Here is a 13,725-nt window from a genome sequence, read left to right as displayed (position 1 = left end):
GTTAAAATGCTTCGCCGTGTTGCGACAAATCCAATCCCATGTTTTCTGATTCTTCTGAAACGCGAATCGGAATGATAAGATTGGTTAGTTTGAATAATAAATACGCACCGCCAAAAGTAAAGACCGAAACCAAAACCAAAGCCAGCATGTGGTGGCCAAAGATATTCCAACCACCATATAATAAACTGGCATTTTCTCCCTTAGCAAAAATAGCCGTTAAAATCATTCCCATTATTCCACCCACACCGTGACAAGCAAACACGTCTAAAGTGTCGTCAATTTGTTTTAGTTTTTTCCAATAAACCATTTTGTTCGAAACAATCGCACCGATGAATCCGAAGAAAATACTTTGAGGAATCGTCACATATCCTGCCGAAGGCGTAATCACGACCAATCCAACTACAGCACCGATACAAGCACCAAGTGCCGATACTTTTCTGCCGTTCATTCGGTCAAAGAATACCCAAGTCAGCATGGCCGAAGCCGAACAAATCGTTGTCGTAGCAAAAGCCATTGCGGCAGTTGCATTGGCGGCTAAAGCAGAACCTGCGTTGAATCCGAACCAGCCGAACCATAGCATTCCGGTGCCTAATAATACAAACGGAATATTCGTTGGAATGTGTTCGCTGTTTTTTCTTTTGCCTAAAACTAAAACACCAGCCAAAGCCGCAAAACCTGCACTCATGTGAACGACTGTTCCGCCTGCGAAATCCTTTACGCCGAAAAAGCTTCCCAAGAGACCGTTTGGGTGCCAAATCATGTGGCATAAAGGCGCGTAGATACAAATGGTAAACAAACAAATAAAGAGCAAAAAGGAAATGAAACGGATGCGTTCCGCGAGCGCGCCGGTAATGATGGCCGGTGTTATGACAGCAAATTTCATTTGGAACAAAGCAAACAAAATAAAAGGTATCGAAGAAGCCATCGTCTTGTGCGGATGCATTTCGACATAGCTAAAGAAAGCAAAATCAAACGGGTTGCCAATGATGCCATAGTGAATACCATTGATTGTTGGGCCAATCGGGGCGCCAAAAGAAAGCGAAAAACCAACGGTTACCCAAAGCAAACTGATTACACCCAAACAGATAAAGCTTTTAAGCATCGTGGAAATGACATTCTTTTTTCCCACCATACCGCCGTAAAAGAAAGCCAATCCCGGCGTCATGAGTAAAACCAAACAAGAAGCGGTGAGTAGCCAAGCCACATCGGCATAACTAATGGTGTCAATAGCATTGAAAGCCTCGTGGTTGTCGGCTAATTTTTCAGGCCAAAATAAACCCGAAATGGCGACTAAAGTAATGATGAGAAAAGAAACTATCCAACGTTTTTCGATTTTCATAAAAAGATAATTATAAGACCAACCCCTAAATTTTACAGGGTAAAGTTATTTAAAATTATGAATTATGAATTATGAGTTATGAATTTGTTCAGGGTAAAATTAAATTTTTGTTTAAATTTTAATAAATCGAATTTGTTTTTGTGGATTCAGAAAATAAGCACTTTGTTTTTGAGAAATGTATATTTTAATAAGTCAACAGCAAGGCGTCAGTTCGAGTTCGCCTGCAAGGCAAGTATCGAGAACCGTGGTAACAACAGTAAATTATTTTTTCAGTACTACTTTTTGTAATTCTTTTAAATCACTAGATTTAAAATTGGCAGCCGAACCTGTATAAGCCGAGTAGATGATTTCTCCGGTTTGGGAGTTGGTCACCGTGATGAACTTTTCTGTAGGTGTTTTGATGAAGAGTAAGTAATAAAATGGTGTGACGGTGTTTGCTATTTTATCGTTGAGTTCTGAGATTGGCAAAACTTTATAAGCCTGACTCAAACCATCGAAGATTTCTTTGTCTTCGTATTTCTTGCTTTCGTCGTCCGCATTTTTGGGGAACTTTATCATCACATAGTCAGGAATGAACAGTGTGGAAGCACTCATTTTTTGGAGTTCTGTTTTGTTGGCGATTTCGGTTTTGGCTAGGCAGTCGGTGCCTTTGTTGAGTAGGGAAGTGAGTTGTTGAAGGTAATTGGCAAGAACTCCTGCGCCCCAATTTTTAAAATGTCCTGCCGCGTCATAGTCCATTTTGTATAAAGCACTTGGGTTGTTTTGGGCATAATAATCGGCGAAGAGTTCTATGGTTGCGATAGAGATTTTATCGGCTTGGTTGAAGTGAAGGCGTTTTTTAGGATCGTGGGTGTATTTACCGTTGGTGGTCCAAAGTTCTAAATAGATGCGGGTTTCGGTGGACGCTAACGTGCTGTTGGAAGTCGTCATATTGGCACCGATAGTCACGAAACTGTTGTTGGGTGCAATGTTTTTCTCTACATCGGTGTATTTGATGCATTCTACTTTGGAGAGTGTCCAGGCTTTTTTGATGGCGTCGACAAAGGCTTTTGCTTTTGGTGCATTGGGATCGCTCATGGCGAAGAACGTGGTGCCTTGTTTGATTTTGGCTACTTCGGCGGTGTTGGTGATGGTGATTTGGCTAAAGCTGATTAGGGGAAATAAAGCGATGGCTATGAAAGTTGGAAAGGTGTGTTTTGATTTCATAAAAGGTTGGGTTGGTGAGGTAAAGTTAAAGAAATAATTATTTGGTTGGTGGGGAAAAGTGAGGGATAAGGGATAAGGGATAAGGGAAGAGGGATAAGGGAAAAGGGAAAAGGGAAAAGGGAAAAGGGATAAGAGAAGAGGGGTTATGCGGATTTAATAGACTACCTTGACGAAGAACTTGTCAAATCAAGTGTGGGTGTGTGATGGAAGATAGTTTTGAGACCTTGATTAGTAGTTTTATTAAGAGTAAAGTTGGGATTGCAGACCATTTTTTAAGCGATGATTTGTGCCAACATTTAAAGGAAAATATATTGGCCTTGCAAGCCGAGAATTTACTGGAAAAAGCCGGCATTGGCAATGACCAAAAGCTCCAACACAACAGCCAAGTGCGAAGCGATGTGATTTATTGGCTGGATAAAAAGCACAACAACATACACGAAAATGCCTTCTTTGAAAAGATGGACGCTTTTGTGCTTTATTTAAACGAAAGTTGCTACACCGGTATTACGGGGTATGAGTTTCATTATTCGTTATATGAAGCGGGTGATTTTTATAAAAAACACTTAGACCAGTTTCAAGACAATTCGAACCGACAGTTCTCGATGATTAGCTACTTGAATGCCGATTGGAAGGCAAAAGACGGGGGCGAACTACAGATTTACCAAACGCCCACCAACCAAACCATTTCACCTAATGCAGGGAAAACGGTTTTCTTTAGAAGCAACGAATTGGAACATGAGGTGTTGGTGACGAATGTGGTTAGAATGAGTGTTACGGGGTGGTTGAAGAGAGGGTGAAAGGGTTTTAGGTTAAATCTGTCACCATTGATGCTTTAGCTATACTTGAAGTAGGGATTTCCTATACTTGAGCCATACACTAGCTATTAAGGATAAGACAAAGACGAACTAAAGTTCGTGTACCTGAAGCCCACCGGGCTTCCTCCTCTTAATATCAAATTCTTAATATCAAATCTAGGGAGTAGCTATGGACTAGAGTGTGACTTGTGCGAAATAATTGTCTAAACACAAAGTTACATTCCTTTTTCAGGTCAGCAAGGACTTGAACACCAATGATGCATATTGAGTGCAAATAAGCCGTTTTGATATCCAACGATGCCCAATGAGTCTTAAAAGTACTCTTTTTTGACCTTTGTTCGGGTGTTGTTCGTAGCTTGTTCGCAGTTTGTTCGCAAAAACACCTTTTTTTGCGAACAACACCCGAACAAGAATGGGAGAAAACCCAAACGGAAAACGCAGAAATATACTTTTTTGCATACATTTTCTTTTTTTTTGCATACTTCTTATTGTCGCAATTGCTTTTCTTTGTGATATGAATTGCCCAAAATATGTATTTTTGTGTAAAGCCGACTATAACCACCTTTTTAATAAACTTAGATTATGAGTACAACTGTAAAACCAAAACACATAGGCCGTAATATCAGCCGTATTAGAGAGTTACGCCAAATGAAGCAGGAAGCCTTAGCCATGGCAATAGGCGTAAGCCAACAGACTATTTCTACTATTGAAAATAGTGAGAGTATTGATGAGGAGAAATTGCAACAGATAGCTGAAGCGTTAGGAGTTTCTAAGGATACTATTAAGAACTTTTCAGAAGACGCTATTTTCAATTATTTTAATAGTTTTCACGATAGCAGTGTGAACCATGGGCCCTATAATAATTGTACATTTAATCCTTTGGATAAGGTTGTTGAATTGTATGAAAGATTGTTAGAGGCAGAGAAAGAAAAAAATGCTCTGTTGGAGCAGTTGAAGAAATAGGAAGAGGATAGATGTGAGTCTATCCTTTTTTGTTTGATGTCTCTGTCATTCCGATGAAAGAAGAACTCATAATAATTTAACTGTAACTAATTAAAATATGTTTGTTTATTTTTTAAACATGTAAAGTTTAACTAATTGTTTTTAAATATTAAGCATTCTTAAGTTAGACAGTGTAGATTATAAACTTTCTCAATCTGTTTTTGTCTAAGTTGTTTATTATCCTTAAGTTTATAAAAATTCCAAAGCATGATTAATGTTACTTGTGCAATTATAATAATTGAAAATAAAATTTTAGTTACTCAAAGGAGTGAAATAATGAAGTTGCCATTGAAATGGGAGTTTCCAGGTGGTAAACTAGAGGAGAATGAAAACGAAATAGAATGCATAAAAAGAGAAGTAAAGGAAGAGATAAATATTGAAATAGATGTTTTAAAAAAGCTTTCTAATGTTGTTCATGATTATGGAGTATTTGAAATTAACCTAATTCCTTTTGTTGCAAATTATATCAAAGGCAGTATAGAATTATCGGAACATAAAGATTATAAATTATTAGATAAATCAGAACTCAAGAGTTTAGATTGGGCTGATGCAGATAAGCCAATTGTTGATGAATTTTTAAAACTTGAATTATGAACCAAGGACTTTATGAGGAATTAGTAACCAAACTAATTAACTTAAAAATAAATGAACTTAATAAAGATACTTTTCAAGTAAAGAAGGCGTCAATTGACAAAGCTGAAGCAGCACAAATACTATCTCAACATATTGGTAAAACAATCAAGCATGCTTTCACTTTAATTAAAGGAGAAGACATTTTAGAAACACAAATAGAGATTGCCAACAAAATCATTTTATTTCTAAAAGAAGAATTAAAAAAAGAAGAGTTTGAAGATGATTTAATAGAAACAGAAGGGAAAATTTTAAAGGCCGTCTTTACAAAAGTAGATGCACATTTTACAGATTTGGATTTGCATCTTAAAGAAATTACACCTTATACAAGATTAATTCACAGCGAACTTTTTACAGGAGGAAATTCAGGAACAACACTTGAAAGTGAGTTGCGAAAAGAGATTTTATCATCTGATAAAATTGATTTATTAGTTTCGTTTATTAAATGGAAAGGGATTAGAATTCTTGAAAAGGAACTAAGAGAGTTTACTAATAGAGGGGGTCAATTAAGAGTTATAACAACTACTTATATAGGTGCGACCGATGCCAAAGCAGTAGAGTTTTTATCGTCTTTGGAAAACACCGAAGTTAAAGTTTCTTATAATACAGGAAATGAAAGGTTGCATGCAAAAGCATATTTATTTCAAAGAAATACGGGTTTTCATACAGCTTATATTGGTTCTTCAAATTTTTCTCGTTCAGCATTAACAGATGGATTAGAGTGGAATTTAAAAATCACCACAAAAGAAGTTGGACATATTATTGACAAGTTCAAGAAAACTTTTGAAGCCTATTGGCAAAATCAGGAGTTTGAATTATATGATAAAAGCATTCATTCTGAAAAGTTAGTTGATGCTTTAAAACAAGGTAAGTTTTCAAAGGAATACAGATCCACAACAGCAAACTTTGACATCAAGCCATTTCATTACCAAAGTGAAATCCTTGAAAAGTTAGAGGTTGAAAGAACAGTGCATAACAGATTTAGAAATTTATTGGTTGCAGCAACAGGAACTGGAAAAACTGTAATTTCTGCATTTGATTATAAAAACTTTAAAAGCAATAATAAATCTTCAAAGTTACTTTTTGTAGCTCATAGGAAAGAGATATTACAACAAGCAAGAGCAACATTTCAAGGTGTTTTAAAAGATAATAATTTTGGAGATTTATGGGTTGATGGAATTGAGCCAACTACCAATGAGTTTGTTTTTGCTTCTGTTCAAACGTTAAATAATAGACTTAAAGATATTAAGTTGACACCTGAGTATTATGATTTTATAATTGTAGATGAGGTACATCATATTTCTGCAAACACATATAGACCGATAATAAATTATTTTAAACCAAAAATCCTTTTAGGATTGACCGCAACTCCAGAGAGAATGGATGGTGCAGATATTTTGGAGGATTTTTGTAATAGGATAGCAGCTGAAATAAGACTTCCTGAAGCATTGAATCAAAAACTACTTTGCCCTTTTCAGTATTTCGGAATTACAGATAGCATTGATTTAACCAATGCAAAATGGGAGAAAGGTAAATATGTTGCTAGTGAATTGACAAGTATATACACCAAAAACAATGTTAGGGTTGGTGAGATAATTAATAATCTTGATAAATACACAAATGATTTAAACGATGTTCGTGCTATTGGTTTTTGTGTCACGGTTGAACATGCCATTTTCATGACTGAGAAGTTTAATTTGGCCGGATTAAAAGCAGAATGTTTGACCAGTAAAAACACTAATGAAAGAGATAAAATTAGAGAGCAATTCAAGAAAAAAGAATTTAATTATTTGTTTGTAGTTGATATTTTTAATGAAGGAGTAGATATCCCGGAGGTAGATACGGTTTTGTTTTTGAGACCAACAGAAAGTTTAACGGTTTTCCTTCAACAGTTAGGAAGGGGTTTGCGTTTAGCAGAAGGAAAAGATTGTTTAACGGTTTTGGATTTCGTTGGAAATGCCAGACCTGAATATGATTTTGAAAATAAGTTTAGAGCTTTGATAGGTAAAACAACAACCTCTGTGCGAAAAGAAATAGAAGATGATTTTCCTCATTTACCTCTTGGCTGTTCTATTGTTTTGGAGAAAAAAGCAAAGGAAACAATTCTTAATAACATTATAAAAGCAACTTCTTTAAATGTAAATCAATTATTAACTAAGATTAAAAACTTCAAATATCAAACTACTTTGCCGTTAACTTTAAATAATTTTATAGAGTTTAATCATATCCCAATTCATACGATTTATTCAAAAAAGGAAACTTGGTCAAGACTTTGTCAAAGAGCGGGTGTAATAGAAGATTTTGAATCTACCAATGAAAAACAAATCTATTCAGCCATTAGTAATAAATGGTTGTCAACTAATTCAACAAGTTATTTCAATTTTATTTTAAGAATAGCGAACAAAAGTTTCAACATCAGTATTAATGATTTTGATGAGAATGAAAAGACTATGCTGTTAATGTTGCATTATGATATTTGGCAGAACGCAGGAGGATTTGACTCATTAGAAAGAAGTATAAGAGCAATTGGTAAAAACAAAGTTCTCGTTAAGGAGATAAAAGAAGTTTTAGAGATATTAATTGATAAGATTGGATTCAAAGAAATTGATATTCAATTGCCGTACAATCAACCATTAAAATTGCATGCTCGTTATACAAGAGATCAAATATTAGCTGCTTTTAGATTAAGTACTTTTGAGAAGAAATCATCAAATAGAGAAGGCGCAGCAGAAAATAAAGAGCTTAACACGGAAATCCTTTTTATCAATTTAATTAAATCAGAAGAGAATTTTTCTCCAACAACTATGTATGATGATTATGCTATAAGTGAAACATTGTTTCATTGGCAATCACATAATGCTTATGGGCCAGATACAATTAAAGGATTGTCATATATAAATCACCTTGAGAACAACAAGAAAATATTGCTTTTTGTTAGAGAAAAAGCAAATGATGAAAATGGGAATACACTAGGTTATGTTTTTGTTGGTGAGGCAATTTTTAGAGAGACAGAAGGTTCAAAACCAATGAGTGTGAAATGGGAACTTAATGAGCCAATACCAAATTATCTTTGGAAGGCTTCAGCTAAGATGTCGGTTGGGTGAATGTTATGCTAAAATAATTCTCCAAAGCTCTTCTAAACAATTCCGTATCAATTTTCAAAAGTTCTTCTTTTACATTCCATCCTTCAATGTATTCTTCATCTTCTTTGAAGATTTCTTGACCGTTTAGTTTTCGAGTCAAGATATCGCTAAGTAGCACATCATCGCAGCTATAATAAAGTGTATAATGTTTTTCGATGAAGTCCCAATATTCAAATCCTGAGTTATTTTTTTGTTCTTGCATTGCTTTGGTTTTGTTTACTAATTTAAGAAATTTAGGTGATTTGTAATCCTACAATTGTATGCATAAACTCTGTTTGTTTGCAGAATTTATGAACAATTGTTTTGTGTGGTTTGAGCAGGATTATGATATGCTTCCTTCGTCAGCATGACAAGTTGGGGTGGTGGATTTGCTGCGCCAGTCGGGCAAACCTTCGTGTCCGCCTGCGGGGGAATGACAAAAGTGAGCGATAATGACAAGCTGTGGTTGGCCCTTCGACCCTTCGACTCCCGATAAATATCGGGACAGGGTGACAGTCGGGTTCTCGATTGGGTTTAGTTGTAAAACAAAAAACCCCAACGTCTCCGTCAGGGTTTCTAATATTTTTTGAAATTCTTCTACCAAATCTTCACACGCTTTTCAGGTGCTAAATACAAAGAATCCGTTGGTTTAATATTAAACGCGTCATAAAACTCCGGAATGTTGCGCACGGTTCCGTTAATTCTAAATAACGCCGGTGAGTGTGGGTCGGAAGCAATTTGATTTCGCAAAGCTTCTTCACGAGATTTCTCTGCCCATACTTGTCCCCAACCTAAGAATACGCGTTGCATGCCGGTAAAGCCATCCATCACCGGAGCTTCTTTGCCGTTCAAACTTGCTTTGTAAGCTTTGATGGCAATGCTCAATCCGCCTAAGTCGCCAATGTTTTCACCCAAGGTAAACGCACCGTTAACATTCAAATCGGGGAATGCTTTAAAGCTGTTGTATTGCTCTACCAACGCTCCGGTTTTTTGTTTGAACGCGGCTAAATCTTGTGGTGTCCACCAGTTTTTCATGACACCTTTGCCATCAAAAGTACTGCCCTGGTCGTCAAAACCGTGACCAATTTCGTGACCGATAACAGCACCAATGCCACCATAATTTACGGCATCATCGGCATTCAAATCAAAGAAAGGCGGTTTCAAAATGGCAGCCGGGAATACAATCTCGTTTAACGAAGGATTGTAATAAGCATTTACCGTTTGTGGGTTCATGCCCCATTCAGCTCTGTCCACCGGTTTGCCCAGTTTGGCCAAGTTGCGGTTGTATTCAAATTCGGCTGCTCTTTGAGCATTTCCGAAAAGATCATTCTTGTCAATTTTAAGCGCCGAGTAATCTCTCCATTTGTCAGGATACCCAATTTTAATCATAAAGTTATCCACTTTGTTCAAAGCTTCTTTCTTAGTGGCTTCACTCATCCAATCCAAAGTTTTGATGCTTTCGGCATAAGCTTTCAATAAGTTTTTCACCATACCAACCATTCGTTCTTTGGCTTCAGGAGAGAAGTGTTTTTTAACGTATACTTTCCCTACGACTTCACCCAAACCACCGTTTACCACTTCAACAGCGCGTTTCCAATCTTCTTGTTGTTTCTCGGTGCCATACAAGGTTTTGCTGTAAAACTCAAAGTTTTGATTGTCTATAGCGGTAGTTAAACCACCGGCTGAACGGTTGATTAATCCCCATTTTAGATAGGTTTTCCATGTGTCAATTGGGGTCGATTTGATAATGTTGTTTAAACTTTTAGTATATTCTACTTGAGTTACTACCAGATTTTTTTCTTTCTCAACTCCTGCACTTTTCAACATAGCGTTCCAGTTGAAATCGGGCATCAATGTTTTTAAATCTTTCACCGCATACGCATTGTACAATTTTACAATGTCACGCGTGTCTTCTTTTTTCATGTGTTGGGTCGCCAAGGTAGTTTCCAAAGCCATGATTTTGGCCGCACTTTCAGCCGCATTCGGCAGGTTGGTCAATTGGAACATCTTCTCAATATGCGCTACATATTTTTGACGGATGTCAGTCATTTTAGCATCGGTAGCCAAATAATATTCTCTTTCCGGAAGACCTAAACCGGCTTGCCAAGTGATCAAAGTATATTTCGTTGGGTCTTTAAAATCAGTATACACCGAAACGTTAAACGGAATGGCTATTCCTTTACGGTTGGCCTGTCCAAAATAAACCGCCAAGTCATCATAAGAAGCTATAGCGTCGATGGCTTTCAATTCGGGTTGGATAGGTGCAACGCCTTTAGCATCACGCCCTTTTCTGTCCATAAATGAAGCATAGTAATCTCCGATTTTTTGTTCGTCCGAACCTTCCGCATTGCTGCCTTTGGCGGCTTCTTCGATAATGGCTTTGACGTCTTTTTGAGATTGGTCATACAACATATCAAAAGCACCATAAGACGCTTTGTCTGCCGGAATCTTGGCGGTTTTCATCCAAGCGCCGTTGACGTAAGCGGCAAAGTTATCGCCGGGTTTTACAAGCGTATCCATATTTTTGGTAGTGATACCCGAAGTGAGTTCTTTTTGATTGCAGGAAGCCAAAAGAAAGGCTGTCAACAGCAGAAGTGATGCGTTTTTCATTAAAGTGGAATTAGTTTGTATAAGCTAAGTTAGCTAAAATTAGTTGGCATAATTTAAATTTTGTTACACTTTGCTACAAAGCATAATTTAAATTAACGCTCCAACGGTACTTGGCTTCTACTCTTCCGGCATTGAGGTTTTGGTGTATCGGCAGCATGGCGTTGGCTCCCAGAGAGAGTTTATTTTTTCCGACTTCAAAACCTATTTTGCTCATCACGATATTACCGGCGGTGTTTCTTACTTTTTGGCTGTACTGGTAATTGCTTTCATAAATTTCACCTGCTAAGCCCAGCTGAGGTACAATACTGAAAGTTGAAGTTTCGTGAAAGTAAAAAAAAGTAGCAGCGTAATTGGTTTGATTTCCGAAGCGGTAGTTTTTTTGGTTTTCGGTTTTGAAGTTGTAGTTGATCATGGTGTTGAGTCCGAAACGGTTTCTTTTAATCACATAATCTGCGGTAAGCATGTAGTCCCAGCTTCCGGTTCCCAATTGATAACTTGGGTTGACACTGCCGTTGTTGGCTTCATCAAATTTCCCCAAAGGTATTTTGAGTCCGGCACCCAATTGTATTTTATGGTGGAATTGTGCAGAGTCATTAGTGGTTTGGTAGATTTCATATAGCCCTAAGACGGTTGCATCGCCTATGCCGGAAATGTTTTGTTTTCCTGCAGCAGTTTCTCGGTGGTGAAAATGAAAGGGCAGCAAAGCAGAGACTTGGATTTTTTTGGTAAGCGGAATTCTACTCCAAATTTGAACAGTATTGAAGGTTTCGTCATGCCAAGGAGAGTTGGTGTATAAACCATCATTGCTTTGGTAACTTTGGTAAAAGTAACGAATGCCTACAAAGTTGTTATTGAGCATAGAAGCAAATCCCATGCTGCCACCGCTGGCCGAGCAACCGCAAGCATCGCAGTCATCAGCCACAGATTCCCAGAGCGGTAAGGCTTTGAAAACGGGAGGCAATTGTAGGGTGTCTTTATTGGCAGCAAAAAGACACTGTGTGGTAAACAATAAGAGCAATAAGTATTTTTTCATTTTGATTAAAATTCGGCAAATTTTGGATTTGTTAAGTACTGTATATCAGTTAAGGTTTTTAGGAAAGCAATGATTTTTGTTTTTTCGCTTTCGGTCAATGGAATTCCTAAAGAGTTGTTGTTTTGCAACAATGGATCGAGTGTTGCCGAAGAGATGACACCGGTAGCATAGTGATTCAATACTGCATCTAGGGTGTAAAAACGACCGTCGTGCATGTACGGTGCGGTTTTTTCAATATTTCTTAAGCTTGGTACTTTGAATTTGTGCAAGTCTTGAGGCAATTCGGTTACACGATAGCGACCTATGTCATTGATGGAAGGGTTTACCGGTAAACCGTTGTTTCGAAATGTATTATCGGTAAAAATATCGGTAGCATGGCAAGAAGCACATTTTTGATTGAACAGCGCGTATCCTTGTAATTCGTCGGAAGTTAGTGTTCCACCCGGTTCATTACGGCGGTATTTGTCGAAACGCGAGTTAGAGGAAGTGACCATGACCATAAATTGACCTAAGGCTTTGAGCATATTCTCTGAATTGATTTCGCCGTCATCAAATGCTTGTCGGAATAATTTTCGGTACTGAGCATCGCCTTTCATCATGGCAATGATGTTGTTTAAGTTACCATTCATTTCAATTTCACTTGTAAGCGGAATAATGGCTTGAAGGTCGAGATGATCCGTGGCTCCATCCCACATGAAAGTAGTTTGATAAGCCAAATTTTGGATTGGCGGCGTATTGCGTGTTCCTATACCATCACCTACACCATGGCTAAAGGTGTGGCCGTGGTGTGTAAATGCATCTTCTTGAATGTGGCAAAATCCGCAAGAAACGACTCCGTCAGAGGCCAGTCGTCCGTCGTAGAATAACTTTTTACCTAATTCAAATCCTTTTTCGGTTAGAGGATTGTTGGCAAAATTATAGGCTACCGGAGGAAAATTAGAAGGGACATTAAACTCTAATGGGATGTTTTGGTATTCGGCACTTTCATCGTTAGAGCAACCCCAAAATAGGGGCATAAGAAAAAGCCACAAATGGTGTGTTTTCATTTTTTAAGAATTTAAAAAAGCAGTCAACCCAGGAGCTGACTGCTTTTTGTTTTTTAGTCATTGTGTACATGGTGTACTTCGAACACATTGGCAATGTTTGCGGTAACTAAAGCTAATTTAGCACCACCCATTACCATAGCACCTTCGGCAAAGTTGATTTTGTTTGTACCATCAATCAGTTGCGCTAAGTCGGCCATGATGTGTACTTGTGGCGTGATGTTGGTTCTTACTAAAGCATTTTCCGGTAAGTCAAGCGCTACAGTCGCGTAGTTGTAATCAGTACCTGTTTTTCCGGTGTGTAGCATAAAAGTTGTGTCGGTAGTTACGGAAGAAGAGGTAAACGAGCCTTCAAAAGCTACAAATTTGTATCCTGCACTCCAAGACCACATCATTCCGGCCGCTTGAGCTGTTGCTAAGAAGTTGCCTTGTCCGTCGGCACCTAATAAAAACTGTTCTTGGTCAACACCAATTCCGAAGGAAACTTTAGTATAGTTAGCCGCAGGAATATTAGGAAGCGTAAGCAATGTTGATGCTGCTGTGGCTTCGTCAATGATAAAGTAACTTTCGCTTTTTGGAACGGTATAAGTAGAACCGTCAGCTTTTGTTAGGACGATGTTGCTTACAATATATTTGGCTTTGGCCACTTTTATAACTTCACCATTGGTATTGGTATAAGTAGTGTTGAAAGCCAGATTGGCGGTTTTATATACGTTATCGAATTCTAATTTCAAGCTTCCTTGACCTGTTGGTGTGTTATCGTCATCGCTTGAACAAGCGGTAAAAGTTAATGCTATAGCAAAAGCTGCTACTAAGTTTCTTACTAGTAATTTCATTTTTGTTTTAATTAATTGATTATATAAAGTTAGCCCGAAGCGATTGCTGCTTCGGAGATAATGATTGAGCGTATAGGCTCGAAAGTTCC

Annotated in this window: 11 protein-coding genes; 4 read left to right on the top strand and 7 right to left on the bottom strand. The window is 37.6% G+C overall.

Annotated elements, in window-relative coordinates; all coding sequences use genetic code 11:
• Position 1: 1 nt before the first annotated feature.
• Positions 2 to 1,339, bottom strand: coding sequence for an ammonium transporter (locus tag B3C16_RS06715; RefSeq protein WP_291130146.1), 1,338 nt, complete (start codon positions 1,337 to 1,339; stop codon positions 2 to 4).
• 261 nt (positions 1,340 to 1,600) lie between these two features.
• Entirely contained in the window at positions 1,601 to 2,545 is a 945-nt protein-coding gene (locus B3C16_RS06710; RefSeq protein WP_291130143.1) for a hypothetical protein, read from the bottom strand.
• 203 nt (positions 2,546 to 2,748) lie between these two features.
• Between B3C16_RS06710 and B3C16_RS06705 the strand changes: the two genes are divergently transcribed.
• The 4 genes from B3C16_RS06705 to B3C16_RS06690 all read left to right on the top strand — a co-directional run bounded on the left by B3C16_RS06705 (position 2,749) and on the right by B3C16_RS06690 (position 8,096).
• Positions 2,749 to 3,342 carry a 2OG-Fe(II) oxygenase gene (locus B3C16_RS06705; RefSeq protein WP_291130140.1) on the top strand — a complete coding sequence of 198 codons (594 nt, stop codon included), beginning with the start codon at positions 2,749 to 2,751 and terminating at the stop codon, positions 3,340 to 3,342.
• 600 nt (positions 3,343 to 3,942) lie between these two features.
• Positions 3,943 to 4,323, top strand: coding sequence for a helix-turn-helix domain-containing protein (locus B3C16_RS06700; RefSeq protein ID WP_291130137.1), 381 nt, complete (start codon positions 3,943 to 3,945; stop codon positions 4,321 to 4,323).
• A 246-nt stretch (positions 4,324 to 4,569) separates the two neighbouring features.
• Complete coding sequence (locus B3C16_RS06695; RefSeq protein ID WP_291130134.1) at positions 4,570 to 4,956, top strand: (deoxy)nucleoside triphosphate pyrophosphohydrolase; 387 nt, start codon at positions 4,570 to 4,572, stop codon at positions 4,954 to 4,956.
• Positions 4,953 to 8,096: a DUF3427 domain-containing protein gene (locus tag B3C16_RS06690; protein ID WP_291130131.1), complete on the top strand. Its 3,144-nt coding sequence runs from the start codon at positions 4,953 to 4,955 to the stop codon at positions 8,094 to 8,096. Before B3C16_RS06695 ends, B3C16_RS06690 begins: the two co-directional genes overlap by 4 nt.
• Here the strand turns inward: B3C16_RS06690 and B3C16_RS06685 are convergent.
• The 5 genes from B3C16_RS06685 to B3C16_RS06665 all read right to left on the bottom strand — a co-directional run bounded on the left by B3C16_RS06685 (position 8,077) and on the right by B3C16_RS06665 (position 13,636).
• Entirely contained in the window at positions 8,077 to 8,337 is a 261-nt protein-coding gene (locus B3C16_RS06685; protein WP_291130128.1) for a hypothetical protein, read from the bottom strand. The genes B3C16_RS06690 and B3C16_RS06685 overlap by 20 nt on opposite strands.
• A 374-nt stretch (positions 8,338 to 8,711) precedes the next feature.
• Positions 8,712 to 10,724: a M13 family metallopeptidase gene (locus B3C16_RS06680; RefSeq protein ID WP_291130125.1), complete on the bottom strand. Its 2,013-nt coding sequence runs from the start codon at positions 10,722 to 10,724 to the stop codon at positions 8,712 to 8,714.
• A gap of 73 nt (positions 10,725 to 10,797) precedes the next feature.
• Entirely contained in the window at positions 10,798 to 11,757 is a 960-nt protein-coding gene (locus B3C16_RS06675; RefSeq protein WP_291130122.1) for a transporter, read from the bottom strand.
• 5 nt (positions 11,758 to 11,762) lie between these two features.
• Positions 11,763 to 12,803 carry a cytochrome-c peroxidase gene (locus B3C16_RS06670; protein WP_291130119.1) on the bottom strand — a complete coding sequence of 347 codons (1,041 nt, stop codon included), beginning with the start codon at positions 12,801 to 12,803 and terminating at the stop codon, positions 11,763 to 11,765.
• Between the two features lie 53 nt (positions 12,804 to 12,856).
• Positions 12,857 to 13,636: an MbnP family protein gene (locus B3C16_RS06665; RefSeq protein WP_291130116.1), complete on the bottom strand. Its 780-nt coding sequence runs from the start codon at positions 13,634 to 13,636 to the stop codon at positions 12,857 to 12,859.
• Positions 13,637 to 13,725: the final 89 nt, after the last annotated feature.

The organism is Flavobacterium sp. UBA7682, from assembly GCF_002482945.1.
Classification (GTDB): Bacteria; Bacteroidota; Bacteroidia; order Flavobacteriales; family Flavobacteriaceae; genus Flavobacterium.
This window is presented reverse-complemented; position numbering and strand designations above follow the sequence as displayed.

Bases quoted from the DNA above. Each gene is read 5' to 3' on its own strand.
- B3C16_RS06705 (WP_291130140.1), top strand. From the start codon at position 2,749: ATGGAAGATAGTTTTGAGACCTTGATTAGTAGTTTTATTAAGAGTAAA.
- B3C16_RS06690 (WP_291130131.1), top strand. From the start codon at position 4,953: ATGAACCAAGGACTTTATGAGGAATTAGTAACCAAACTAATTAACTTA.
- B3C16_RS06665 (WP_291130116.1), bottom strand. From the start codon at position 13,636: ATGAAATTACTAGTAAGAAACTTAGTAGCAGCTTTTGCTATAGCATTA.
- B3C16_RS06700 (WP_291130137.1), top strand. From the start codon at position 3,943: ATGAGTACAACTGTAAAACCAAAACACATAGGCCGTAATATCAGCCGT.
- B3C16_RS06680 (WP_291130125.1), bottom strand. From the start codon at position 10,724: ATGAAAAACGCATCACTTCTGCTGTTGACAGCCTTTCTTTTGGCTTCC.
- B3C16_RS06670 (WP_291130119.1), bottom strand. From the start codon at position 12,803: ATGAAAACACACCATTTGTGGCTTTTTCTTATGCCCCTATTTTGGGGT.
- B3C16_RS06695 (WP_291130134.1), top strand. From the start codon at position 4,570: ATGATTAATGTTACTTGTGCAATTATAATAATTGAAAATAAAATTTTA.
- B3C16_RS06685 (WP_291130128.1), bottom strand. From the start codon at position 8,337: ATGCAAGAACAAAAAAATAACTCAGGATTTGAATATTGGGACTTCATC.
- B3C16_RS06675 (WP_291130122.1), bottom strand. From the start codon at position 11,757: ATGAAAAAATACTTATTGCTCTTATTGTTTACCACACAGTGTCTTTTT.
- B3C16_RS06715 (WP_291130146.1), bottom strand. From the start codon at position 1,339: ATGAAAATCGAAAAACGTTGGATAGTTTCTTTTCTCATCATTACTTTA.
- B3C16_RS06710 (WP_291130143.1), bottom strand. From the start codon at position 2,545: ATGAAATCAAAACACACCTTTCCAACTTTCATAGCCATCGCTTTATTT.